Below are 24414 nucleotides of genomic sequence, written 5' to 3'. Positions count from 1 at the left end.
CGGTCCGCAGTCGTACGCCACAATGCGGCATCGTTTCCTGACGCGGAACCGGATCCCCGTGACACTTCCCCTGTCCCTGCCGTGAACATCTCCTCAGCCAAGAGCCTCACATCCCATGCGTGCTAATCTCGTCAAGCAACTCAACCTGATCCACAATGCCCTCGCCCTCTTTCACCTGGACCGCAACTGCCGGATCGTCGGGCTCAACAAGAATGCCGAACTCCTGACCGGCAGGCCGTTGAGCGATCTTTTCGGCAGGTCCATGGACGAGATCATCGTTTTCAAGAAAACCGCCGGCAATATGTTCGACCTCATCAACCAGATCGGTTGGGAGGATTCGATTTCCCTGCAATCGGTCCTGTTCGACGACAAGAAGGACCAGCGGCGGCTCGATGTGCTCGCCACGGTCACGCCGCTGTGGGACAAGGACCGGGCGCTGGCCGGCGCGCTGGTCACCCTCGACGACAACAATGAACTGCTGTACTGCCATCTGCTGCTCGATTCGGTGTCCGAAGGCGTGCTCACCGTCAACCGGGCCCTGGAAGTCACCTCGTTCAACCGGGCGGCCGAGCAGATCACCGGCTGGCAGACCGAAGAGGTGATCGGCAAAAAATACCAGGAAATCTTCCCGCCGGAATTCTGCGAAAACCAGTGCCTGATCAAATATTCGATCGAAGAGGAGAAAACGTTCATCGCCCACACCGTTTTCGCCACCCACCGGGACGGCCGTTTTTTTCCCCTTTCCCTGACCCTGTCGCCGCTCTACGATCTCAACAATCAGGTGATCGGCGGGGTGCAGACCTTTCACGACTGCTCCGAATCGCTCCACAACGACCTGATCCTGGCCTCGGTGGCCGACGGCGTCTTCACCATCGATCACAACCGCATCATCACCTCGTTCAACCGGGCCGCGGAATCCATCACCGGCTGGACCCAGGACGAGGTGATCGGCAAACCCTGCCGGGACGTCTTTCATTCCAGCGTGTGCGGCAGCGACTGCTTGCTGCAGAAAGCCATCGATGGCAACAGCAGGTTCGTCGACCGCGCCATCTTCATCAAGGGCAAGGCCGGCAACTCCATTCCGGTCACCATCAGCTCGGCGCCGCTTTTCGACGACTTCGGCAACATCATCGGCGGCATCGAGACCTTTCGCGACAACACCTCGTCCATCCGCGAGAGCCTGATCCTCGACTCGATCGCCGACGGAGTGTTCACCGTGGACCGCAACTGGAACATCACCTCGTTCAACCGGGCCGCCGAAGAGATCACCGGCTGGACCAGGGAAAAAGCCATGGGCATGTCCTGTTCGGACATTTTCCACTCATCCATCTGCGGCAAGAACTGCGCCATCGCCGAAAGCCTATACACCGGCGCGCCGGTGGCCAACCGCTCGATCACCATCCGCAACAGCCGCGGCGACAAGGTGCCGATCAGTATCAGCGCCGCCCCGCTCACCGACCACGAAGGCAACATCATCGGCGGGGTCGAGACCTTCCGCGACCTCACCGCCATCACCTCCCTGCGCCAGCAACTGAGCCAGAAATACACCTTCGACGCCATCATTTCCAAGGCGCCGGCCATGCAGCGGCTGTTCAACATCCTGCCTGAAATAGCCCGCAGCCCCAGCACCGTGCTCGTCCTCGGCGAATCCGGCACCGGCAAGGAGCTGATCGCCCGCGCCCTTTACAACGCGAGCGAGCGCTCGGACAAACCCTTTGTCATCGTCAACTGCGCCGCCCTGCCGGAGACCCTGCTGGAATCGGAGCTGTTCGGCTACAAGGCCGGCGCCTTCACCGACGCCCGCAAGGACAAGATCGGCCGCTTCGCCGCCGCCGAGGGCGGCACCCTCTTCCTCGACGAGATCGGCGACCTGCCCGGCAGCGTCCAGGTCAAGCTGTTGCGGGTCCTGCAGGAAAAGGTATACGAACCGCTGGGCTCCAACATCCCGGTCAAGGCCGATGTCCGCATCATCACCGCCACCAACCGCGATCTCGAGGCCCTGGTCAACGAGGGATCGTTCCGCAACGACCTCTTCTACCGGCTCAACGTGGTCAGGATCAGCCTGCCGCCGCTTCGCGAGCGCAAGGAAGACATCCCCCTGCTCATCGACCACTTCATCAAGAAGTACAGCGCACAGCAGGGCAAGGACATCGTCGGCATCTCCGGTGCCGCCCTGTCGCTGCTCATGCGCTACGATTATCCCGGCAACATCCGCGAACTGGAGAACGTCGTCGAATATTCGTTCATCCTGTGCGAGGGCGGATACATTCAGCCGCACCATCTCCCCGAACCCTTTGCCGCCGGCCATGAAGCCGCCGCTCCCCGTGCCCGCGCCGACGCAGGTCCCCAGACCTTGGAGGAGATGGAGAAGCAGGCGATCGTTCTGAGCCTTGACCGCAACCGGTGGCGGAAAATGGCCACCTGCCGCGAGCTGGGCATTTCAAAGGACACCTTGCGCCGAAAAATCGAGCGCTACGGCATTGCCAACCCGCTGAACAACGAGAGCGATCAAGACGATTAACCCCAGGGCTTCAGGGCACAAAAAAAAGCATTCCGTCTCAACGGAATGCTTTTTTTATGGGGAAACGATCGGCCGCATTTCAGCCGACTCCCCGTTCCGGACGGCGATGTCCCACGCGCCGTCCATCTCGTCTCAGCAGCAGAAGCGGCGCGCGGCGTCCCCGATGGCGCGGCGTGCAGACCATGCCGCTCTCGCCCCATTCAAGCGGAAGACCGGCGCTTTTTTTTTTGCCCAGCCTGTTCGCGGTTCTGCCGGTCCTGCTCCTTGGCCTCCGCCTCGGCGGCCTTGTCCCCGACCCGGTGCAGGGTCCGCGGGACCGCACGGTCGACCCTGGCCGCGCACCGCTCATGGACCGCAGCCGGGCAGCCGGCCACCTCCCAACAGGGAATATAGTCCAGCAATTTCTTCAACCCCGGAATGCTGATGCCTTCCTCGTGGATGAATGTCCGCAGACAGGTGATCCACTGAATGTCATCGGCGGAAAACATCCGCCGGTTGCCCACCATGACGGGTTTAATGAGGCCTTCCTGTTCGTAAATCCGCAGGGTTCGGGGATGCACGTTGAGCAATTTGGCAGCAACGCCAATCGGGTAGATCGGCACGTCGGACCGAATCGCCTGAATTTCCGTTCTCTTTCTCGCCATACCGCCCTCCCTGTCAACGAGGGGCGCCGGGGACGGACGGCGGGCCGCTGCCGACCGCCCGTCCCCTGGACACCGTTGCCATCAATGATCCTCGGACAGATGACCGCGGAACAGCCGCTCGCCCATCATGAAGAGGATGCCGCAGAAGGTGAACCCGGACAGGGTCACCATCCATTCGTGCAATGTCGGCGCATAGGGCAGGATATGGGGGAGCCCGACGATGTTGAGTTCATGGAATCCGGGAATGATCTGGCCGACGATCACAAGGTCGTAGCGCATGACGAAGATGCCGACGATGCTTGCCGCCGAACCGATGGCCATGGCGGTCAGGTTCCTGGCCCGGACCGCGAGAATGATCGCAAAGGGGATCACCAGCCCCAAAGCCACTTCTCCATACCAGAAATTATGGGCGAAGGGACCGTTGAGCAGGGCCATGAAGGCTTCATATTCTCCCGGCGGATGCCCGGAAAGACCGGCGATGAACTTCCAGGTGGTGAAAAACATGATCACCACATAGAGCAGGGCTCCCAGTTTGGCCACCGACCGGAGCGATTCCTGCAATTGCTCGCTCATCCGCCAGCCGTTGATCTTGTACCCGAGCCAATGGAAGAAGATGACCGTGGCACAACCGGACATCATGGCCGAAACGATGAAGTAGATCGGCATGTACGGACCGTGCCAGTATTCCCGGCCGTTCAGCAGGCCGAAGACCGCGCCCAGGTTGGAGTGGGCGGCGATACCCGAAATCACGCCCAGCAGGCCGCACATCCCGGCGAGCCTGTGCTTTCCCGCCTGGAGCAGGGCGAACTCGATCAGCATGAAGAAGAGATACGCCCCGTACAGCGTCCCCATCCACCAGATGTTGGAACTGAGGTTGGGCGAAATGACGTTGTAGACCGCCATTCTCCAGGGGTTCTCGATCTCGAAGAAGATCACCATAAACCCGGAAACGATGGTGGCGATGGCCAGATAGACCGACCGTTTGGCGATCGGCTTGAAGGCTTCAAAACCGAAGACATGGCCGATGGACGAGACCAGGCAGAGCCCGGTCGAGGTGACGACGAAAAACACATAGGCCGCGAGCATCAACCCCCATGGCACTTCACGGGTGACGCCGTAGGCATGCTCATGGCCGATGAACATCGCATGCACTCCGAAGGCAACCCCCACGAGGGTAAACAACCCCATCAGGCCGATCACCCCGTTGTACAGCCCCGAGCTGCTGCCCTCAAGCCCCCCTTCCTGGGGCAAAACCTTGGCTAAAATCGCATTCATGACACCTTTTCCTCCTGTACCGAGGCCGACATGCCCGCACGCCGTCGCCTCTGCTGTTCATTGCTTGCCCAACTGACCCATGCAGACGATTCCGGTCAGGGCACGTCGCTTTCTTCCCTGGCCGACCGAAGAACCGGCTTGATTCTCAGGTCGAACAACGTGTGCAGCAGTGCGCCCCCCAACCAAATAACGAAAAACAGAACCGCTTCCATACCCACCTCCGTACTCCGGCAGTCCATACCTTCATCGCACCCCGGACGCTGTTGGCGGACACCGCCCGGTTTGTGCCCCACTGTTCATGCCGTCCCCCTCCTGTCCACCGGCACCCCTGGCGCTTCCCATGGAGCCCGACCGACGCCGCTTCGATTCCTGTATGATCGTTTTTATCCGGCCCCCGGTCGCCTGTCAAGAAAAACTCGTCTCAATTGTCAAAATAAATGTAAATTACATGCTCATTTTGATCCCATTAAATAAATATAGCTTAATGTTAAAATAATTATTTATGAATTATGCCATGACCACACACAGCATCATTGTGATATTTCGAACTTTAATACCCAGCCGCATGCCGGGCCGTCCGTCACTTTTTTCCGGGACACTTCTGCAACATAAGAAGCAAAACGATTCCATAAACACTCCCGCATGAATCAAAATGCGTCGGATGTCGAAGTCAGGTCGCACCCGATCGAGAAACCATCCGTTGTCATTTTATAAAAAATAATGTAATATCGGCAAGTTCAACAAAGCAACCGAAACCACGCCACCCAGCTAGTTATGGAACGGTTCGTGCAACAACAGCGGTAGCTACTCGCCTTTTCCAGAAAACGAGCATGCTTCCCCCTACCCCTCCGAGGTGGCGGCCTCGGAGGGGATTTTCTCGTCTCCCCCCTCGTCTTTACCTTTTCCATAAATTGTGGTAGCTCTAAAAAAAGCTGCGATGGCGCGACCGCGGCCATGTTCCGCCGTGCTGTCTGGCGGCAGGTCGACAGGCCGCCCGTCCCTCGACTCGTTTCATTTCCGCCATCCCGACCAGGAGGCCCGGATTTATGCACCAATTCTATAAAAACCTCTCCATCTGGTTGCTCGTCGCCCTGGCGGTTCTCCTGCTGTTCCATTACTGCAAGCAATCGCCGGAACGCGCCCATACCGTCTCCTATACCGAATTCCTGAAAAAGGTGGACAGCGGCCTTTTGGCCAACGTCACCGTTGTCGGCGACACCGTTCTCTGGAAAAACACCGACGGAACGCTCATCAAGACCGTGGTGCCCCAGGCCAGCGACGCCCTCGAACGTCTGCTGCGCGGCAACGTGACCATTCAGGCGGAAGAGCCGCCGCAGACGCCGTGGTTCCTGCACACGCTCCTTTCCTGGTTGCCCCTTCTTTTCCTCGGTTTCCTGTGGCTGTTCTCTCTTCGCAGGGGTGGCGGCCAGACCCCGGGCGGCAGCGGCCGGGCCCTGGCCTTCGGCAAGAGCAGGGCCCGATTGATCAATCCGGAGGAGTCGAAAATCAAACTGGATGATGTCGCCGGCATCGACGAGGCCAAGGAGGAGGTGGCAGAACTGATCGATTTCCTCAAAAAACCGGAGAAATTCACCGCCGCCGGCGCCCGGATCCCCACCGGCGTGCTCCTCTACGGCGAGCCGGGAACCGGCAAGACCCTGCTGGCCAAGGCCATTGCCGGCGAGGCGGGAGTGCCGTTCTTCTCGATCAGCGGCTCCAATTTCGTCGAAATGTACGTGGGCATCGGCGCCTCGCGAGTACGCGACCTATTCAACGAGGGAAAGAAACGGGCTCCCTGCATCATCTTCATCGACGAGATCGATGCGGTGGGCCGCCACCGCAGCGCGGGCGGCGCCGGTTCGAGCGGCAACGACGAGCGCGAGCAGACCCTGAATCAGTTGCTGGTGGAGATGGACGGTTTCGATGCCAACGACCATGTGATCGTCATCGCCGCCACCAACCGCCAGGACATCCTCGATCCGGCCCTGCTGCGACCGGGACGATTCGACCGCCAGGTCATGGTTCCCCTGCCCGACGTCGGGGGACGGGAAAAGATCCTCAAGGTGCATGCCCGCACCGCCAAGATCGATCCGGGCGTGAATTGGCAGGTGATCGCCAGGGGAACGCCTGGCTTTTCCGGGGCGCAACTGGCCAGCCTGGTCAACGAGGCGGCCCTGATGACGGCGCGGGGCAACCGGCCGGCCATCACCATGGCGATTCTGGAGGCGGCCAAGGACAAGGTGCTGATGGGAGCGGAACGGCGCAGCCTGATCATCACCGACCGTGAAAAGCGGATCACCGCCTGCCACGAGGCCGGCCATGCCCTGGTGGCCTGGATGCTGCCCGGCGCCGATCCGGTGCACAAGGTGACCATCATTCCCCGGGGGCGGGCTCTGGGCCTGACCATGCAGCTCCCCGAGGAGGAGCGGGTTTCCCATGACCGCGCCTATCTGTCCGCCACCCTCTGCACCCTGCTGGGCGGCCGGATCGCCGAGGAAATCGTCTTCAACCAGATGACCACCGGTGCCGGCAACGACCTCGAGCGGGTCTCGGACATCGCCCGGCGCATGGTCTGCGAATGGGGAATGAGCGAAGCGGTGGGGCCGCTCACCTTCAAGGCCGCCAACCCGCTGAGCGGGCAACCCGGCCAGATTCTGAGCGAACAGACCGCCATCCTCATCGACGTCGAGGTCAGGAAACTGGTGCAGACAGCCTACGACACGGCGCGCCACCTGCTCACGGAGCATCGTGGTCTGCTCGACGCCATCACCGCCGCCCTGCTGGAACGCGAAACCATCTCCCGCGATGAGATCGAGGCAATCGTCCGGACAGGCGCCGCCAACTGAGCGGATATACCCGTACCCGGCTTTTGCCGCCGCCCGGATCGGCCGCCCCGATCCATCTCGATGCAGCTCATCGGCGATGTTTCCATACCCAGGGCGGCACCGGCCGCTGCTCCCGCCAGATTCCCCGCCGTTCCGACCTGGCGATCTCCTCCAACGATTCAAGCCGGCGGCATACCGGCTGGGCCGTGCAGTAATGGCGATACACCCAGGCAAGGCCGCGACCGACCATCTCCGCATTGATCAGTTGCCCCCGGAAACCGACCAGGGCCACGGTGCGGCCGTACCGATCCGTTGTCACCGGCTCGACGTTCACCTGTTTCCGAAGCAGTAATGCAGCGGCTCCATCCTTGGCCTCCCGCCAGCAGGCCTGCCCGTATTCGGGACTGTCGATGCCGTACAACCGGATGGTCACCAACTGCTGCCCCCGCCTGATCCGGAACGAATCGCCATCGAGCACCCGGGTGACCACACCCTCCCAGACCTCGGCCGCTGTTTTTCCAGGCGCGACACACACCATCAGGCCGCAACAGAGCACCACCGCGCACATTCTCTTCATATGGCCTCACACGACGGATCGTCGCTGCCCGACATCCTGCGGTGTATTGTCAAGATAATGACACTTTTTGCGAAAGGTGCTTGTCTTTCGCAACCCTCTTGTGGTAACATTACAAAAAATTGTACCGGGCAGCACAAAAAACTGTACTTTTTCGGCACTCCTGGCACCCTTCTCCACCGGCATGAAAAAAATCGTCGCCTCCGAGCGGAACCTTTCGGAAACCGAAGAAAAAACCAGGGATATCATGCTGGCGCTTCCCCTGTTCGACGCATTCAGATCCGACGAACTCGACACCCTCGCCCGCCATATGCATTCCGCCGAAATCATGCGGGGCGAACATCTTTTTATCGAGGGCGACCGGGGTGACTTCATGTGTTTCGTCGTCCGTGGACTGCTCGATGTCCTGAAGAAATCCACCGACGGCGACCACCGGGTCGTTGCCTGTCTCGGCAAGGGCAATACCATCGGCGAGATGTCGGTCATCGATCGAGCGCCGCGTTCCGCCACGGTGGTGGCCCGCCAGCCCTCGGTTGTCATAATCTTGACTAAAAAAGGCTTCGAAATTCTCACCAAGGACCACCCCTCCCTGGGCGTCACCCTCCTGAAATTGATCATGCGCCTGTTGAGCCGCAACATGCGCCTGACCACCAGTCAACTTGCGGACACACTCCCCGACGAACGCCATGGCCCCTGACGCATTGTACGGAATCATCGGCCGAAGCCCCGCCATGCAGCGGCTGTTCAGACTGATCGGCAAACTTGCCGAGGACGACGACAGCACCGTGCTCATCCAGGGTGAATCGGGCACCGGCAAGGAACTGGTGGCGAAAGCGATCCACGCGCACAGTTCGCGTAGCGAACATCACTTCGTCCCGGTCAACTGCGCCGCCATCCCCGACGATCTCCTGGAAAGCGAGCTGTTCGGCTATACCAAGGGGGCGTTCACCGGGGCCACCGGCCCGAAGATCGGCCGGATCGAATACGCCAACGGCGGCTCCCTCTTTCTCGATGAAATCGGCGACATGAAGCCGGTGCTCCAGGCGAAGCTCCTGCGTGTGCTCCAGGAACGGGAATTCGAGCCGGTCGGCGGCCTCAAACCGATTCCGGTGGATGTCCGGGTCATTGCCGCCACCCACTGCAACCTGGAGCAGATGGTGGCCGAGGGAACATTCCGCGAAGACCTGTATTACCGGCTCAACGTGATCCCGCTGTCCATCCCGCCCCTGCGCGAGCGATCGGAAGACATTTCCCTGCTCATCGACTATTTCGTCCAATTCATCGGCAAAACCAAGAAAACCCCCCTGTTGGGATTCGACCAGACCGCAGTGCAGACCCTCGCCACCCTTCCCTGGCGGGGCAACGTCCGGGAGTTGGAGAATCTGGTGCAGCACATGACCATCCTGCATGGCGGATCGATGGTGCGGCATCACGATCTCCCGGAAAAATACCGCACCGCCCCACCCGCCGCGGCACTCGAAGGGAACACCTCGCACCACCGGCAGGATGACGTCAGCCGCCCCGAGCAGATGCTGTTGTTCTCGTCCGCACCTCCCCCTGTCCCCACCGAGACATGGCCGGAACAGGGCATCGATTTCAACGCGCTGGTGAACGATTTCGAAACCCAGTTGATCGTGCAGGCCCTGAAGCTGACCCAGGGCAACAAAAAGGAGGCGGCCCGACTGCTGAACCTGAAACGGACCACCTTGCTGGAAAAAATCAAGAAGAAGGAGCTGTTCGCCAGTTGGACGGAAGACGAGGAAGGGGAGCAGGGCTGATCAGGCAGCTTTCCGCACCAGATTGACCTCGATTTTTTCCCGGATATCCTCAGGTGAGGCCGGGGTGACCAGGATGTCGCAGGCACCGTATTTCACGGCCTTGAGCACCAGGGTCCTGGTCCAGGCCGGACCGGCGGCCACCAGGGGCACCGGCAGGCCCGCGCTGCTGATTTTGATGGCCATCCCGAATCCCTGCTCGCTCGCCTCCCGCATGACCAGAAACACCATCCGGATGCGCGGGGTCAGGACACTGTGGACGGGATCCTTGAAATGGAGGCGGCGGCAGATATAGCCCAGCGTGGTCAGCGTTTCGGCGATGCGGCCCGCTTCGCCGTCATCGTCGGTGAACAGGAGGATATCGGGGCTCTCCTCCGGTTTCTCGCGCAGACGGCTGGGCTCGACAGGTGCCGCTGCGGGCGTGGCCGCAGGCGTGCCGACCGTCGGCTCGACCTTGACCTCGGCGGACGCGGCCGTCTCGCCGGTCAGGAGCAGGTCTTCCAAGGCGAGCGCGCTGGCGGGGATCAGCAACTGAAACCGGCCCAAATCGCGGCCGTTGTACTGGATCTGACCGGGGGAGAGATAATAGGCCTGGTTGGCGAACACCTCGTCCGAGTCCGGATCGATCTTGACGGGAACGACCTGCTCCATCGAGACCTTGACCAACCCGATCTTGCCGGCGTACTGTTTTTCGAAAAGGGCCGTATAGACGCCGGCGATGATATTGGTCACCTCCCCGTAGGCGTCATGGGCATCGTCCCCGAAATCCTCGTTCCGGACCGTTTCCTCCAGTTCGCCCTCGGGCAGCATGATCAACGTACCACCCAAATAAACCGCTGTCTTGACGTCGACAAACAGATAGGCTTCTCCCTGGTTCTCGCCCCTGATCTCCATCCGGGTCATAATCTGCCTGCCGCCGGCCTGATCGAGGAAATCGCCCTTGGTGACCACCCTGTTTTTTTCAGGCACGACCGTCAAGGTACCGCCGAGCAGGGCGCTCACTTCCTCACCCATCCTGGCCATACCGTTTTCCAGCAGATGGTCGACAAGTTCCTTTTGCCGGGCCACATCATGCCTACGTGGAGCCCGCACTCCGGGAGAAGACGCCGGCTCGGCCTGTTCCTCGACCGGCCGCTCCAGCACCCCGACTTCCTCGGAGGTTTCCACCGAGGATGGGCGCTCGACGACGCCGACCGGTTCCGCCGGCGCGGCATCGCCACGCTGCACCGTGGCCGCCGGCGCCTTGGCGGAGTTGGGTGCGGCGGTGGCAGCCTGGTCCGCGAGGCCGAAGGGAGCCGCGGGCAAAACCAGGCGGAACGGCCCCATATCGTGCCCCTCCATCTGCATGGGTGCGGTCATCAGGTAATACGGGATATCGGGGATGGGCTGATCCGACTCGATCTCCACCTTGACCGGCACAACGATTTCCTGCTCGCTCCGCACCAGGCGCACGTTTTTCGGGTACTGCTCCTCCAGGGTCACCGTGGCGGCCCCACAGATAATATTGGCAACCTCCCCGTAGGAATCCCTCACCTCCTCGGAATACTGCTGTTCGGCCAGCACAACTTCCAGTTCCGATTCAGGCAGCATGATCAGGGTGCCGCCGATATGGATGGCGTCCTTGATGCCGACCAGCACGCATGCATGCCCCTGAAGATCGCCTTCCAGGCGGATATGGGCCAGGACCTGCTTGCCGCTGGGTTCGGAAAAGAGTTCCTCCTTGCTCACCTGACGGAATTCCGGCTCGCCCAGTTTAAACGGCTTGCCGATCAGGGCCGAGACTTCATCCTGAATCCGCTCATGGCAGGAGAGCAGTATTTTGTCGAAACGTTCTCTGGCTTTCATCGCAGAAACAAGGCGAAATTCATCCCTCACTCAGGATCATGCGCGGTGCCGCGCCCGTGGTGCAGCAAACGATACCTCACCCGCATCGGCGGGTGTCGGCGGCAACCATCCCTGCAAGCCGCGCACCAATCTTCCCACCTCATGTTTCGGCATCCGCGCGGAAAGAGTTAACCCTTGCCCTCACGAAAGGACAAAGCGGACTTCAACGCCGAACCGGCCGAGCGGGGTGGCAAAGGCGACCGCAGCCCTGTCGGCCCCGGAAAGACCGCCGGTGCGGAGGGCTTTTCCCACGACGGTGGTGGCGATGGCCAGGCCGATCTTTTTACCCTCCGTGGCCACGCCGATCTTGAGACCGCCGGCAACCATGTTGGCGACCTCGCCCAGGGCGTCTTTGACCTCGTCGTCCACCGCCGTCACCTCCATGCCGAGCATGGCCGAGGTGATGCCGAGCGCCACGGGCTCCGGGCAGTGAACGGCAAGAAACCCCTTGAAATCACCGGCAAGGCCGATAAGGCTCGATATGTCCGCCGCCACCGCCGGGAGCCCGCCTCCCTTCGGTTCCGGGGCTATATCGATGGAAATCATGGAGGCGAACACCTCCATCGTGGCGTCAACGAGATACTGTTCCAGTTCCAATGACAGGGCTCCCGCAGCAAAGTTGGCGTCAGGGGTGGCGAGGCAACTCAACGTTCGAGCTCGACTTCGACGTAGAACATGCCGTTGGGGGATTGAAACGGCAGGATGACCTGCTCGCTTTCCGCCTGCGAGGAAAAGGCGTATTCGTCGCCGAATATGGTTGACGGCAGGGAGAGCTGAATATCCCTGCCCCGATCGGAAAGGATGGTTTTCAGGTTGCCGCCGAGCATGTTGGCGATCTCGCCGATGGCGTCCTGAACATCTTCATTGATTTCACCGACTTCCATCCCAAGAAAGTTACTGGTGACCGCTAGCGCCACTTCATTGGGAAAATGAACCGCCAAAACGCCCTTATGGGTTCCGGCGAGGCCGACCATGCCCGTGATCGATTTTTTGAGCGGCCCTATCTTTTCCAACGGGTCGCCGGCCGACGCGACCTCCATCATCACCATGCCGGTGAAAATCTCGATCGTCGACTCGATAAGCTTGTCATTGATTTCCGCGAAGCTGTTCAAACTGTCCCCCTTCAGGATCGTCCGGATAAAAGTGTGGACACCGGCTGCGCCGAATCCGTCACATCAGTGGCCCGAGCACTTCGTTGACCTTCTCCGGGGTAAAGGGTTTCTTCAGGGCGCCGATGGCCCCCAGGCTCTTGGCTTCACCGATGATGTCCTCGCCGGTTTCCGTCGAGATCATGAACACGGGAATATCCTTGATTCCCGGACGATTGGCCTTCTCGCGCAGGAACTCGATTCCGTTCATATTCGGCATGTTGATATCGCTCAGCACGATGTCGATGGCTTCCTTTTCCAGCATGGCCAAGGCCTCCTGACCGTCGCCGGCCTCGTAGATCTCGCCGAAATCAAGACCGGCCTGGCGCAGCGATCGGCTGATGATCTTGCGCATGGTGCTGGAATCGTCGACAAGCAGTACATTCTTTGCCATTCTGTTCTCCTCTTTTCGTTTCGACACGCCACCGGCCCAATCTTGAACAGCCCTGCTTCAACTGCCGGTGAACAAAGCAGGATTTCTCGTGGAGATCATTCTATCAACAGAAAAAAGGGGAACGCAAGGTTTCTTCGTGCCGTCCCGGTATTTTCCCCCGAACGGATCACCGCCGCCGCGGCACCCGCAGGGTCACGCAGGCACCCCTGGCCGGGCGGCTGGTCACATGCACGGTGCCGCCGATTCCCCGCACGGTCCTGTGCACGGCGACAAGCCCTCCGTCCCGCTGACCGGCTTCCGGCAACGGAAGCGGCGGTTCCCTGAGCAGAAGGGAGATGCGTTCCCGGCCGGTCAGACCGGCGATGGTGTCGGCGGTGGCCAGGCCCCGCCCGATGAGGAGAGCGGCCACCCGCCCGTCATCGAATCCCCGGCCGTCATCCTCGACGCTGATCCAGACCTCCTCCCCCTGGCACAGGGCCAGCAGATGGAGTCTGCCGGTCGCCCTCTTCCCCGATCGCGTCCGCTCCTCAACGGGTTCCAGGCCGTGCTCGACGCCGTTGCGGAGGAGATGGTGCAGGGCATCGGCCAAGACAGCCGTTGCGCCCGTTTCCCGGAGCGTCTCGATCCCTTCGACGACACATTGGACGCGCTTGCCGCTCCGGCGGGAAAGGTCGTGGACCATCCGCTGCAACCGACCGGCCAGGGAGACGAGAGCGCTGCGGCGGCAGGAGTCCACGATTGTCCGCAATTCGCCCAGCAGGGGCAGGTATTCGTCCGGAGGCCCCATGGCCAGCAGTTGTTCGAGCACGAAGTGCATCCGGTCGAGCCTGTGGTCATCGCTGGCGTCCTCCGGCGGAGTCCGAACCGCCGACGGCATCGCCGGAGCCGTCTCCCCCCCAGTCTCGCCAGCCGCCGCCGGTCCGGGGGCCTGCGCCCGTCTGTCGCGCTGTTCGCGCAGTGCATGCGCCACCTGCTCGGGGCTCAGCCGGCCCATGGCGACCAGGACCTCACCCAGGCGGCGCGCATGGCCGACCGGCTCGGAACGCTGCATCTCCAGGGCCTGGTCGATTGTGGCCGGGTCCACCAGCCCCGCCTCGATCAGCAGCTCGCCGAGCGGTTGGTGCATCAGCCCCTGGATGGCCGCCAGATGCTGTTCGACATCGGGCACGACCAGATCGTTGGTCAGCGGCAAGGCGGCGAGCGCCGAGCGAAGCGCGCCGAGACAGCGCAAAAGGGTCCGCTCGGGATACTCGGTCTGCAAGCGCTCGCCCCGTGCACACCGGATGAGCATTGCAGCCAGGGCCTGGCAGATCCGTTCCGGGTCGTGAAAATCGTGCAGGGCAAAATGCTGCTTCAACCGGTGCAACAGGCGCGACAGCTCCGCCACCCGAACCGGATCGACCGCAATGAAATGCCACAGGACACATTCCCGCTCCGCGGCGGCCACCAGGTGCACCATGTCCCGAAAGAACGCCTCCCGCGCATCCGCCACCGCCCCGGTGCCCGGATTCCCGGTCGGAAAGCCCTCCTGTTCCGGGGAAGCGGCCAGTCGCACGGCCGAGGCCAGTCCGGCGGCGGAACCGGCCAGGCGTCCGTCGGACTGCTCCTCCAGCGCCAATGTCAATCCGTGTTCGAAAAAGGTGCAGGTTTCGGCCAACAGGGCGATGCGGCAGGGGCTCAGCACAACAACGCCGGACCGGACCCGGTCGAGCAGAGATACCATGGCCGCCGCCGGTGCGGCCAGGTGATCGAACCCCAGGGTCGCAGCGGTTGCCTCGATGAAATGAAACAGGCACACCCCGCGCCCGATGACTTCGGCCGGGAGATCCCCGCGGTCCGGCTGCGCGACCAGGGCGCGGACACAAGGATGCAGCCGGCGAAGCATCGCCAGGGATTCGTCGATGAAGGACGCGATCAACCGCCGTCTGTCTTCCGCCGCCACTGTCCCTCCCCGGTCATGCATCCCACGGGCAGACCTGGACGAACCGCCCCGGCCCTTGCCAAAAAAATGACACCAATTCCTGCCATCGCACCAGCCCGCCCGACGGCGGCCGCGCCATCTCCTGCCGCAGCGCATGGACGCAGGCACGGCCCTTCTTTCAGAACGCATGGAATGTTTATTGCTTAAAGCAAACCGGGCGTCGCCTCCGCATGGAGCGGGAGGGCGCACTCAACCGAACGAATACACCATGCGCCATTGCCTGTTCATCATCACCCTGGTGCTGCTCGCTGTCAATCAGTTTTCCGGCGCCAGCGCCCGGGCCGAGTCGATACTCAAGACGATCAGCCGGACCGACGATGCCGCCCGCCTCCAGCTGGCGTTCGAGTTCGACCAGGTTCCGGGATTCAATCTCGCCACCACCGGGCGGCGGATCGACCTGGTGCTGCGGGACGTCACCCCGGGCAATGCGCTGTCGCCGCCGGCCACCGACGACAAGATGATCAAAATGGTCAGCAGGGTCGAAAAGAACGGCATGCTGCTTTCCTTCTACTTCCGGTACCCGCCGCAGCGAGTGACCAGCGAGAGCCGCAGGGATGCCGGCCGGATCGTGCTCGACATTCTGCTCGGCGATCAGCAGTCCGCTTCCCAGCCGGAACTTGCCGCCCCGCCGCAACCGACCGGCACGGTCCGGCGCCCCACGGCCGGCATGCCACCCAATCCGGTCACCACTTCGGTGTACGCCAAAAACTGGCGCTCGTTTTTCACCGACTACGAATCGCCGCTGGAACTGCTCCCCGCTCCCAGACTCCATCTGCCGCCCTTTCCCCTGGCCGCGGTCCTGCCGCCGCAGATGGCCGTGGCCGATTGGCTGCCCGAGGAAACCCTGGCCCAGGCCAGGGACGGCAAATGGTTCCAGGCCTGTCTGCTGCTGCGCGAACAGGTGACCCGGCAGCCCGCCGAACAGCTCAAGGAGCGGCTCGTTCTCACCTATGCCGAAGCCCTGGTCAGGGCCGGAGAATACCAAGAGCCCTACGTGCTGCTGCAACGGATCGTTCTCCAGTATCCCGACTCGCCCATGGCCGGAATCGCCACCCTGCTCCAGATCTACCAGCAGGCCGATCGCGGCAATCCCGTCGACGCCTACTACGAACTTCGCGGCTGGCGGCAACACAACGGCGCCACCCTCCTGCCCGGCTCGTCCCATCTGTTGCAAGCCGAACTGGCCCTGCTGGCCAACCGGTTCGAGGACGCGGAACGACTGCTCAACGACCCGGCCGTGGCCTCCGACCCGTCGCTCGCATCCCTCCGGCAACTGCGGCAGGCCGATCTCCTCGCGGCGACGAATCGGCAGGACGAGGCCTTGGCCGCCTATCTGACCCTAGCCGGCCAATCCCCCCTGATCGAGACCGACCCCATGTCGCTCGCCCGTTTCGCCAACGCGCTGTATGTCGCCCGGCGCTACCCCGAAGCGGCCACGCGCTATCAACAACTCGTCGACCTGCTCGCCGGCCATCCCCGGCAACTGGATCTCGCCCTGTTCCGACTGGCCATGGCGCAGCTCCATGTCCCGGCCACGGCCAAGAAGGCCCGGATCGACCTGCAGCAGATCAGCAACGCCTTCCCCGGCACCCGGGGCGGATTGCGGGCCCTGCTCAAACAAACCGACGTGGATTTCATCGCCAACAAAATGGCTGCCCACGAGGCGGAAACCATCTACGGCACATACGCGGTCCAGTCCGATTCGCTGGACCTGCGCGAGGAATGCGGATTCAAGCAGGCCCTGGTGAACGCCCTGTCCGGCGACGGCGAGGCGAGCGTCAACCAGAGTATGCAATTGCTGCGCGGCTTTCAGTCGGGCAAGCTGCGCACCGAGACCACGGCCCTGCTCATCCAGCAACTCCCCGGCCTGATCAAGCGGCTGGTCAAGAACGGCGAGTATGTCAAGGCCCTGGTGCTGGCCAAGCAGAACAAGCACCTCTTTGTCCGCGGCTGGCTCGACACCGGCCTGCTGTACGATCTGGCCCTTGCCTACAGCAAGCTCGGCATGACCGAGCAGACGGCCGATATCTACCAGTATCTGTTCGAAGTTTCCGACGAGGCCGGCCAGGAAAGGATCTATCTGCCCCTGGTGCAGTCGCTGTCTGCCTCCGGTCACTTCGTGCAGGTGGAAGACTACGCCGACCGGTACCTGACCCGGTACCCGAAGGGTGCCGACCGCCCGGCAATCTTCGCGTTCAAGGTCAAGGCCCTGTACGACGGCGGCCAGGCGGACAAGGCCCTCGCCCTGATGACCGACGCATCCAGTCCGAAGGTGGGGGAACTGGAATCCCTGAAGGCCCGGATCTACTTCGAACGGAAGGACTGGCCCAAGGTGATCGACACCCTGACCCAGCCCGAAATGCGGGACACGCCGGCCCAACGGGCCATGCTGCTTCCCCTGGCCGAATCCTACTTCCAGGCCGGGCGGGACGACGAGGCCGCCCCCCTGTTCCGGCGGCTCGCCGGCCGCACGGAGGCGAGCGAGCAGGCCCGCTTCCGGCTGGCCCAGATCGTCCAAAGGCAGAACGACAAGCAAGAGGCCCTTAATTTGTTCAAGGAGTTGGCCGAAAAAGGCACAGACCCGTTGTGGACCAAACTGGCCGGCGAGGAAGCGGCCATTCTCGAACTCGACAAACGGTGACACCGGCCAGCGCCCGATCCATCCCGCACGACCGACGGAGGAACCCCCATGCCCGGCATTCAGCAATTCGACACCACCATGAGACTCCTGCACAAGGTGCTCGATCTCCGCTCCAAAAACCAGGAAGTCATCGGCTCCAACATCGCCAACGCCGAAACGCCGGGGTATGCGGCGCAATCCTTCAGTTTCGAGGAACAGTTGCACAGCGCCCTGACCGACAGCGGCCTGCGGCCGGCGACGACCCATCCGGCCCATATCCCGCCGGCCCCGCCCAGTTTCGAGCAGGTCAACGGCACGCTCACCGTCACCAGGGACACCGCCGGCCTCGGCGACCGGAACACCGTCAGCGTGGACCAGGAGATGGTCAAGCTCTCGGAAAACGAGATCCTGTACGAGGCGGCGGTCACCATGCTCAACAAAAAATTGTCGATGCTCAAATATGCCGCCAACGGTGGCGCATAATTTGCTTGAACAAAACACACACCATCATCAGGACAGGAATCTGGCATGGATATTTTCACCACCTTCGACATCGCCGCCTCGGGACTGAGGGCGCAAACGACCCGGCTGAACACCATCAGCTCCAATCTGGCCAATGCCGAGACCACCTCGACGCCCGAGGGCGGTCCCTACAAGAAAAAATCCGTGGTGTTCCGGACCGAGCCGCTCCCGTTCCAGCAGCACCTCGCCGCCTCGGTGCAGGACCAGCGGCACATCCAGGGCGTCAAGGTCGCCAGGATCATCGAGGATACCGAGCCGCCCCAGCTCGTCTACGACCCCTCGCACCCGGATGCCAGGGAGGACGGCTACGTGGCCATGCCCAACGTCAGCGTCATCAAGGAAACGGTGGACATGATGTCCGCCACCCGTTCCTACGAAGCCAACACCACTACGATCAAATCGGCCAAACGCATGGCCATGAAAGCCCTCGACATCGGGAGGTAACGGATGGAAGCGATGAACGGCATCGGCCCGGTGCCCGCCCCGGCGGCATCTGCGGCCTCTCCGGTCCGCCAGGCCGAGACCACCTTCGGCGACATTCTCGACGCCATGGTGGCGAACACCGGCCAGCAGCAGCGTGCCGCCGACCTGGCCATTCAGCAGGTGCACGGCGGCGGAGAAAAGAACCTGCACGAGGCCATGATCGCCATGGAGAAGGCGGACATTTCCATCCGCTTCGCCGTCCAGGTCCGGAACAAGGCCATCGAGGCCTATCAGGAAATCATGCGGATGCAGGTGTGACCCGCACGACGACGCCGGCCGTTCGCACCAGGGAATAACCAACGCAGGGAAGCACCACCATGGCTGAACAACACCCAGAAACGGATGCCACTTCGACCTCGAAACTGAAAAGCGGCTGGCAGGCGCTGGCGGCGACCGTCGCCGCCTGGCCAAGGCCAAGGAAAATCGCCCTGGCCGCGGTGACCGCCCTGATTCTCGGCCTGTTCGCCCTGATCATCGTCCAGGGGCGCACCGCAGACTATCAACTGCTGTACGGCAACCTCACCGACGCCGACGCCTCGGCCGTGGTCAACTGGCTCAAGGGGCAGAACATCCCCTATCAGCTGGGCAACAACGGCCACAATATCCTCATCCCGGCCAAGGACGTCCACGAAACCCGCCTGAGCCTGGCCTCGCTCGGCCTGCCCCAGGGGGGCGGCATCGGCTTCGAGATTTTCGACAAGCAGTCGTTCGCGCTCACCGATTTCGTGCAGAAGGTCAACTATTCCCGGGCGCTGCAAGGCGAGCTGGCCCGGACCATCGCCTCGCTCGGGCCGGTGGAAACGGCGCGCGTGCATCTCGCCCTGCCGGAAAAACGGCTGTTCAGGGACCAGCAGAAACCCGCCACCGCCTCGGTCATCATCAAACTCGCGCCGGGCAAACGGCTGAACGAACCCCAGATCGAGGGCATCGTCCACCTGGTGTCCAGTTCCATCGAGGGGCTGGATCCCCAGCACGTCACGGTCATCGACCAGAACGGCAACGTGCTGTCGCGGCTGGGCGAGAAGGGGATGACCAGCGGCCTGTCCCCCGACATGCTGGAATTTCAGATGCAGGTGGAGCAGCGCCTCGAGGACCGGGCCCAGGCGCTGCTCGACAAGTCGCTCGGCGCCAAGAACGCCATGGTGCGGGTCAGCGCCACCCTCGATTTCGCCAAGACCGAAAAAACCGAGGAGACCTTCGATCCCGAGGAACCGGTCATCCGCAGCGAGCAGCTGAACGAGGAAAAATCGGGCTCGGAACTCATCGGCGGCGTGCCCGGGGTCCAGTCGAACCTGGAAGGCGCCACCGCCCAGAACGCCGGGGTCACGCCGCCCACCAGCCGGTCGCAGCGGACCACCAACTACGAGATCAGCAAGGTGGTCTCCAGGACCGTCAATCCGGTCGGCACGGTGCACAAACTCTCGGTTTCGGTGCTGGTGGCCGACAAGGTCGTCCCGGCCAGGGACAGGGAACCGGCCAAGACCGAACCCCGGACCGCGGACGAACTCAAGGCCCTGGAAACCATGGTGGCCTCGGCCCTGGGGCTGGACGCCGCCCGCGGCGACAAGATCGAGGTCACGTCCATGCCGTTCATCGCCGACGGCGAAGGCATCGACGGCGTGGGGGAAACCGCCGGCTGGCTGTATCCGTACCTGCCGTTCATCCGCTACGGCCTCCTTGCCCTGGGCGGCCTGCTGCTCTACTTTTTCTTCATTCGACCGCTGATGAAAACCCTGAATCGCGAAGTCACCCAGCATTACAAAACCGTGCAGCAGATGGAAGCCGAACAGATGCGGGGCGCCGCGCCCGGCACCGGGCACACGGCCGTGGATTCCCTGATCGGCGGGGCGGCCTACAAGGCCGCGATGGAATCGCCGCCGGTCGACACCTTGGAAAAGGTCAGAAAGGGTGTGGAAAACGACCCGGTGTTCAGCGCCCATGTGCTCAAGGGATGGATCCATGAGCAGAGTTGAGCGGGCGGCACCCCGTGTTTCTGACCGCCCGATTCCTTGTCTTTCACCCGGACAGCAGGTGCCATGGCAGCGGCGGACAAACTGACGGGGCTGAAAAAGGCGGCGATCCTGCTCATTTGCCTGGGCGAGGAAACGGCGACCAAGCTGCTGCGGGAACTGACCGACGAGGAGATCTTCAAGGTCACCCGGTGCATGGCCAACATCGAGCACATTCCCGACGAGGTCAAGGCACGGATTCTTGAGGATTTCGAGCTGTCCGCCGAAAGCCAGGCCGGCCTGGTGGTCAAGGGGCAGGAATTCGCCAAGAAGCTGATCGCCGGCTCCGGCAGCAAGAACCGGGAGACCAACCTGATGCGCCAGTTCGTCACCGGCACCGAGGCCCGCCCCCTGGAAACCATTGCCAAGATGCACCCTTCCATGGTGGCCGAACTGCTCGAACGCGAACACCCGCAAACGCTTGCGCTGGTGCTCTCGACCCAGGCCACGGAACACGCCGGCGCCATCATCGCCAACCTGCCCGAGGAAAAACGGGCCGATGTCGTGCACCGCATCGCCACCCTGGACAGGGTTTCGCCGGCGGTCATCGACCGGATCGAGGAGGCGCTGAGCAAGGAGATCGGCATCGTGGTCGGCTCCGTGGAACAGCGCCAGGTCGGCGGATTGAAGAAGGTGGTCGACATCCTCGACAGCATGACCAACAATCTCGATTCGGACATCCTGGAGAGCCTCGAGCAGGTCGACCCGGACATGGTCGAGAACATCCGCAAGATGATGTTCACCTTCGAGGATCTGTGCGCCCTGGACGGCCGCTCCATCCAGCTGATCCTGCGCGAGGTCAACAACGACTCCCTGACCCTGGCCCTGAAGACCGCCTCCGACGAGATCAAGGCCAAGATCTTCGCCAACATGTCGTCCCGGGCCGCGGAGATGATCATGGACGACCTCGAGGTCATGGGGCCGGTGCGGCTCTCCGAGGTCGAGGCCATGCAGCAGACCATCGTCAAGATCGCGATGAAGCTCGAGGAAGAGGGCAAGCTGGTGCTGGGCAACAAGGGTGGCGGCGATGAGTTCGTCTAAGGTCTTCAAACAGGACCCCTTGTTCACCCCCACGACGCTCGTCCGCCGCAGCATTCCGCTCCCCCGGAAAGAGGAACCGCCCGCGGTCGAGGAACCCGTCGCCGACGGGCCCGGCGTCCGGGATACACCAGTCGAACCGGAACATCCGCCGGAGGACCGGGGCCGGCATGAGCCGGAACCGGCACCGGCCGTCGATGCGGAGGCGATCCGCCAGGAAGCGTACAACCAGGGCAGGGCCGACCTGGCCGACCAGTTCCAGATGGACGTGCACCAGGCCGTCGCGGCCTTTGCCGAGAGCTGTCAAAAACTCGACGGTCAGCGCACGACCATGTTCCGGCACAACCGGGCCGAGCTGATCAACCTGGTCGTCCTGATCAGCGAAAAGATCCTGCGCCGGGAATTGGCCACGCCGCGCAACGTCATCGCCGCCACCCTGGAGGCGGCCCTGGAACAGGCCATCGAGAGCGAGGAATACTACGTGACCCTGCATCCCGACGATCTCGCCGTGGCCGAGGCCAGGGTCCCCGAACTGATCGCCGCCATCCGCGGGCTGGCGCACCTCGTCTTCAAGACCGACGAGGGCATGACCAGGGGGGGCTGCCTGCTGGAATCGGCGGTCTGCACGGTGGATGCCTCCATTGAGACCCAGTTGGACAGCATGAAGGAATTGCTCGAAGAACAACCTTTTTTCGTGCCGGCGCCCGGCAGCGACTTCGCGGCGGCGCCCGAACCGCCGGACGGGGAACCGCCCCCCGAGGCATGAACGCCGCCCGTTCCCGCCGCCGGTGCCGCTTTCCCGGACCCCTGCGCGCGCGCTCCGGCAACCCGTGCCCCCAACTCCGATGACCCCCTCCCTCGCCGCCCGCCTCGACGCCTTTTCCCCCATCCGGATCTACGGCAAGGTGCATCGCATTGTCGGCCTGGTGGTCGAGGGCTCCTGCCCCCGCTCCTCCATCGGCTCCCTCTGCGAGATTTCGCCCCTTCAGGACGAGAGCGAGGCGGTGCCGGCCGAAATCGTCGGCTACAGCGACAACCGGGCCCTGCTCATGCCCCTGGGCGAACTGCGCGGCCTCGGACCCGGCAGCCGCATCCGGGTCAAAAAGGAGCAGGCCACCATCGCGGTCGGCGACGCCCTGCTGGGCCGGGTCCTCGACGGCATGGGCCAGCCGCTGGACCAGGGGCCGGCCCTGTGTCTGCCCCACGAAAAACCGTTGTATTCCCTGCCGCCCGGCCCGATGCGGCGCGACGCCATCACCCGGCCGCTCGATCTCGGCATCCGGGCGATCAACGCCCTGCTCACCTGCGGCATCGGCCAGCGCATGGGCATCATGGCCGGCTCCGGCGTGGGCAAGAGCGTGCTCTTGGGGATGATGGCCAAGTTCGCCAAGGCGGATGTCAACGTCATCGCCCTGATCGGCGAACGCGGCCGCGAGGTCAAGGAGTTCATCGAACGCGACCTGGGGCCGGAGGGGCTGGCGCATTCGGTGATCATCGCCGTCACCTCGGACCAGTCGCCCCTGCTCCGAATGCGCGGCGCCTTCGTGGCCACCGCCATCGCCGAATATTTCTGCCAGCAGGGCAAGGACGTCCTCCTGATGATGGATTCGATCACGCGCTTTGCCATGGCCATGCGCGAGATCGGTCTGTCCATCGGCGAACCGCCGACCACCAAGGGCTATACCCCGAGCGTCTTCGCCACCCTGCCCAAACTGCTGGAACGGGCCGGCAATTTCCAGGACCAGGGTTCGATCACCGGCCTGTATACCGTGCTGGTCGACGGCGACGACCTGACCGAGCCGGTCGCCGATTCGGTCCGCTCGATCCTGGACGGCCATATCGTGCTGTCGCGCGCCATCGCCGCCAAGAACCACTATCCAGCCATCGACGTGATGCTCTCCACCAGCCGGGTCATGCGCGACATCACCAACCCCCGGCACCGCGAACTGGCCGGCAAGACCCGCAGCGTCCTGGCCGTGTACCGGGAATCGGAAGACCTGATCAACATCGGCGCCTATGCCGCCGGCAGCAACAAGAAGATCGACTACGCCATCTCGCGCATCGATGCCATCAACACCTTTCTCACCCAGGGATACGACGAATCCTCCACCCTCGAGGAAACCATCGCCGCCATGGGGGAACTGGTCAGCGACCGTCAGGTTTCCGACCGGAGGCGGGCGGGCCGCAAGGGGTTTGACCGCCGGAAAACCGATCAGGCCGGGGACGACGCCGAATGAAGCCGTTCACCATGCACGCGGTGCTCAACTACCGCCGGCAGCTCGAGGATGCGGCCCGGCAGGCCCTGCATCAGGCCCTGGAGGCCGAGGCGCGGCTTCAGGAAGCGCTGCTGCGGACCGAAAAGGAATTGGCCGACCTGCATGCCGACCAGCGGCGGGACCAGGAACAGGGAACCACGGTCGACCGGCTGCGCCTGTTCGCCTCCCGGATCGACCTGGTGCACGAATTGATCGAGTCGCGCCGCACCGAACTCGCCAAACAACAGGCCCAGGTGGCCAAGAAACGGCAGGTGCTGGTGAAGAGGAGCAAGGAGAGAAAGATCATGGAAAAATTGCAGGAACAGCAGGATGCCGCCTATGCCAAATTCCTGGAGAAGAAGGAGCTGGCCATGCTCGACGAAATCGCCGTGCTTTCCCACGAGCGCAGGCAGCGCTAGCGCCGGCCTTCCGAACCGCCTTCCCCGCATCATCGCCCGGAGCGTCC

General features: G+C 62.8%; 21 protein-coding genes. 13 read left to right on the top strand and 8 right to left on the bottom strand.

The window, feature by feature from the left end:
• The first annotated feature begins 115 nt into the window (after positions 1 to 115).
• The gene (locus Q362_RS24705; RefSeq protein ID WP_084312213.1) at positions 116 to 2521 is read left to right on the top strand and encodes a sigma 54-interacting transcriptional regulator; all 2406 of its coding nucleotides are present in this window, start codon (positions 116 to 118) and stop codon (positions 2519 to 2521) included.
• 200 nt (positions 2522 to 2721) lie between these two features.
• On the opposite strand, the gene Q362_RS18795 is transcribed toward Q362_RS24705, so the two are convergent.
• The gene (locus Q362_RS18795) at positions 2722 to 3165 is read right to left on the bottom strand and encodes a MerR family transcriptional regulator (RefSeq protein ID WP_157469838.1); all 444 of its coding nucleotides are present in this window, start codon (positions 3163 to 3165) and stop codon (positions 2722 to 2724) included.
• Between the two features lie 81 nt (positions 3166 to 3246).
• Entirely contained in the window at positions 3247 to 4440 is a 1194-nt protein-coding gene (gene nrfD, locus Q362_RS0102670) for an NrfD/PsrC family molybdoenzyme membrane anchor subunit (RefSeq protein WP_028317420.1), read from the bottom strand.
• 1046 nt (positions 4441 to 5486) lie between these two features.
• Between nrfD and ftsH the strand changes: the two genes are divergently transcribed.
• A complete protein-coding gene (gene ftsH / locus Q362_RS18790; protein WP_035215322.1) occupies positions 5487 to 7286 on the top strand; it encodes an ATP-dependent zinc metalloprotease FtsH in 1800 nt (599 codons plus the stop codon).
• A gap of 67 nt (positions 7287 to 7353) precedes the next feature.
• Here the strand turns inward: ftsH and Q362_RS18785 are convergent, their stop codons facing one another.
• Complete coding sequence (locus Q362_RS18785; RefSeq protein ID WP_051553540.1) at positions 7354 to 7842, bottom strand: thermonuclease family protein; 489 nt, start codon at positions 7840 to 7842, stop codon at positions 7354 to 7356.
• A 181-nt stretch (positions 7843 to 8023) separates the two neighbouring features.
• Here Q362_RS18785 and Q362_RS0102650 point away from each other — a divergent pair, with 181 nt between their 5' ends.
• Both Q362_RS0102650 and Q362_RS0102645 read left to right on the top strand, forming a co-directional pair.
• Positions 8024 to 8536 carry a cyclic nucleotide-binding domain-containing protein gene (locus Q362_RS0102650; RefSeq protein WP_028317419.1) on the top strand — a complete coding sequence of 171 codons (513 nt, stop codon included), beginning with the start codon at positions 8024 to 8026 and terminating at the stop codon, positions 8534 to 8536.
• Positions 8526 to 9617, top strand: a complete 1092-nt coding sequence (locus tag Q362_RS0102645; RefSeq protein ID WP_028317418.1) for a sigma-54 interaction domain-containing protein — start codon at positions 8526 to 8528, stop codon at positions 9615 to 9617. Before Q362_RS0102650 ends, Q362_RS0102645 begins: the two co-directional genes overlap by 11 nt.
• Here the strand turns inward: Q362_RS0102645 and Q362_RS0102640 are convergent, their stop codons facing one another.
• The 5 genes from Q362_RS0102640 to Q362_RS0102620 form a co-directional block, all read right to left on the bottom strand.
• Complete coding sequence (locus Q362_RS0102640) at positions 9618 to 11459, bottom strand: hypothetical protein (RefSeq protein ID WP_028317417.1); 1842 nt, start codon at positions 11457 to 11459, stop codon at positions 9618 to 9620. It lies immediately after the preceding gene.
• 180 nt (positions 11460 to 11639) lie between these two features.
• A complete protein-coding gene (locus Q362_RS0102635; protein WP_028317416.1) occupies positions 11640 to 12095 on the bottom strand; it encodes a chemotaxis protein CheX in 456 nt (151 codons plus the stop codon).
• Between the two features lie 47 nt (positions 12096 to 12142).
• Positions 12143 to 12610, bottom strand: a complete 468-nt coding sequence (locus Q362_RS0102630) for a chemotaxis protein CheX (RefSeq protein WP_051553537.1) — start codon at positions 12608 to 12610, stop codon at positions 12143 to 12145.
• Between the two features lie 58 nt (positions 12611 to 12668).
• On the bottom strand, positions 12669 to 13040 hold the full coding sequence (locus Q362_RS0102625; RefSeq protein WP_028317414.1) for a response regulator: 372 nt from the start codon (positions 13038 to 13040) through the stop codon (positions 12669 to 12671).
• A gap of 166 nt (positions 13041 to 13206) precedes the next feature.
• Positions 13207 to 14982, bottom strand: coding sequence for a cyclic di-GMP-binding domain-containing protein, MshE-related (locus tag Q362_RS0102620; protein WP_157469836.1), 1776 nt, complete (start codon positions 14980 to 14982; stop codon positions 13207 to 13209).
• Between the two features lie 247 nt (positions 14983 to 15229).
• Between Q362_RS0102620 and Q362_RS0102615 the strand changes: the two genes are divergently transcribed.
• From Q362_RS0102615 to fliJ, 9 genes are all read left to right on the top strand, one after another.
• Positions 15230 to 17662 carry a tetratricopeptide repeat protein gene (locus Q362_RS0102615; RefSeq protein WP_028317412.1) on the top strand — a complete coding sequence of 811 codons (2433 nt, stop codon included), beginning with the start codon at positions 15230 to 15232 and terminating at the stop codon, positions 17660 to 17662.
• 48 nt (positions 17663 to 17710) lie between these two features.
• Positions 17711 to 18124, top strand: coding sequence for a flagellar basal body rod protein FlgB (flgB, locus tag Q362_RS0102610; protein WP_028317411.1), 414 nt, complete (start codon positions 17711 to 17713; stop codon positions 18122 to 18124).
• A 45-nt stretch (positions 18125 to 18169) separates the two neighbouring features.
• Complete coding sequence (flgC, locus tag Q362_RS0102605; RefSeq protein WP_028317410.1) at positions 18170 to 18607, top strand: flagellar basal body rod protein FlgC; 438 nt, start codon at positions 18170 to 18172, stop codon at positions 18605 to 18607.
• 3 nt (positions 18608 to 18610) lie between these two features.
• A complete protein-coding gene (fliE, locus tag Q362_RS0102600) occupies positions 18611 to 18904 on the top strand; it encodes a flagellar hook-basal body complex protein FliE (protein WP_028317409.1) in 294 nt (97 codons plus the stop codon).
• A 59-nt stretch (positions 18905 to 18963) separates the two neighbouring features.
• Positions 18964 to 20619: a flagellar basal-body MS-ring/collar protein FliF gene (gene fliF / locus Q362_RS0102595; RefSeq protein WP_028317408.1), complete on the top strand. Its 1656-nt coding sequence runs from the start codon at positions 18964 to 18966 to the stop codon at positions 20617 to 20619.
• A 63-nt stretch (positions 20620 to 20682) separates the two neighbouring features.
• A complete protein-coding gene (fliG, locus tag Q362_RS0102590; protein ID WP_028317407.1) occupies positions 20683 to 21696 on the top strand; it encodes a flagellar motor switch protein FliG in 1014 nt (337 codons plus the stop codon).
• Positions 21683 to 22459, top strand: a complete 777-nt coding sequence (locus tag Q362_RS0102585) for a FliH/SctL family protein (RefSeq protein ID WP_157469834.1) — start codon at positions 21683 to 21685, stop codon at positions 22457 to 22459. Before fliG ends, Q362_RS0102585 begins: the two co-directional genes overlap by 14 nt.
• A gap of 79 nt (positions 22460 to 22538) precedes the next feature.
• Complete coding sequence (locus tag Q362_RS0102580; RefSeq protein WP_028317405.1) at positions 22539 to 23930, top strand: FliI/YscN family ATPase; 1392 nt, start codon at positions 22539 to 22541, stop codon at positions 23928 to 23930.
• On the top strand, positions 23927 to 24367 hold the full coding sequence (gene fliJ / locus Q362_RS0102575) for a flagellar export protein FliJ (RefSeq protein ID WP_028317404.1): 441 nt from the start codon (positions 23927 to 23929) through the stop codon (positions 24365 to 24367). Before Q362_RS0102580 ends, fliJ begins: the two co-directional genes overlap by 4 nt.
• The last annotated feature ends 47 nt before the right edge of the window (positions 24368 to 24414 follow it).

It is taken from the genome of Desulfobulbus elongatus DSM 2908, assembly GCF_000621145.1.
Lineage (GTDB): Bacteria > Desulfobacterota > Desulfobulbia > Desulfobulbales > Desulfobulbaceae > Desulfobulbus > Desulfobulbus elongatus.
The sequence above is the reverse complement of the archived record's forward strand: the minus strand, read 5'-3'. Positions and strand labels throughout refer to the sequence as shown.

Coding starts and splice junctions, on each gene's coding strand:
- fliG (WP_028317407.1), top strand. CDS start 20,683: ATGGCAGCGGCGGACAAACTGACGGGGCTGAAAAAGGCGGCGATCCTG.
- Q362_RS0102625 (WP_028317414.1), bottom strand. CDS start 13,040: ATGGCAAAGAATGTACTGCTTGTCGACGATTCCAGCACCATGCGCAAG.
- Q362_RS0102580 (WP_028317405.1), top strand. CDS start 22,539: ATGACCCCCTCCCTCGCCGCCCGCCTCGACGCCTTTTCCCCCATCCGG.
- Q362_RS0102640 (WP_028317417.1), bottom strand. CDS start 11,459: ATGAAAGCCAGAGAACGTTTCGACAAAATACTGCTCTCCTGCCATGAG.
- flgC (WP_028317410.1), top strand. CDS start 18,170: ATGGATATTTTCACCACCTTCGACATCGCCGCCTCGGGACTGAGGGCG.
- flgB (WP_028317411.1), top strand. CDS start 17,711: ATGCCCGGCATTCAGCAATTCGACACCACCATGAGACTCCTGCACAAG.
- Q362_RS24705 (WP_084312213.1), top strand. CDS start 116: ATGCGTGCTAATCTCGTCAAGCAACTCAACCTGATCCACAATGCCCTC.
- fliE (WP_028317409.1), top strand. CDS start 18,611: ATGGAAGCGATGAACGGCATCGGCCCGGTGCCCGCCCCGGCGGCATCT.
- Q362_RS0102645 (WP_028317418.1), top strand. CDS start 8,526: ATGGCCCCTGACGCATTGTACGGAATCATCGGCCGAAGCCCCGCCATG.
- fliF (WP_028317408.1), top strand. CDS start 18,964: ATGGCTGAACAACACCCAGAAACGGATGCCACTTCGACCTCGAAACTG.
- nrfD (WP_028317420.1), bottom strand. CDS start 4,440: ATGAATGCGATTTTAGCCAAGGTTTTGCCCCAGGAAGGGGGGCTTGAG.
- ftsH (WP_035215322.1), top strand. CDS start 5,487: ATGCACCAATTCTATAAAAACCTCTCCATCTGGTTGCTCGTCGCCCTG.
- Q362_RS0102615 (WP_028317412.1), top strand. CDS start 15,230: ATGCGCCATTGCCTGTTCATCATCACCCTGGTGCTGCTCGCTGTCAAT.
- Q362_RS0102650 (WP_028317419.1), top strand. CDS start 8,024: ATGAAAAAAATCGTCGCCTCCGAGCGGAACCTTTCGGAAACCGAAGAA.
- Q362_RS0102585 (WP_157469834.1), top strand. CDS start 21,683: ATGAGTTCGTCTAAGGTCTTCAAACAGGACCCCTTGTTCACCCCCACG.
- Q362_RS18785 (WP_051553540.1), bottom strand. CDS start 7,842: ATGAAGAGAATGTGCGCGGTGGTGCTCTGTTGCGGCCTGATGGTGTGT.
- Q362_RS18795 (WP_157469838.1), bottom strand. CDS start 3,165: ATGGCGAGAAAGAGAACGGAAATTCAGGCGATTCGGTCCGACGTGCCG.
- fliJ (WP_028317404.1), top strand. CDS start 23,927: ATGAAGCCGTTCACCATGCACGCGGTGCTCAACTACCGCCGGCAGCTC.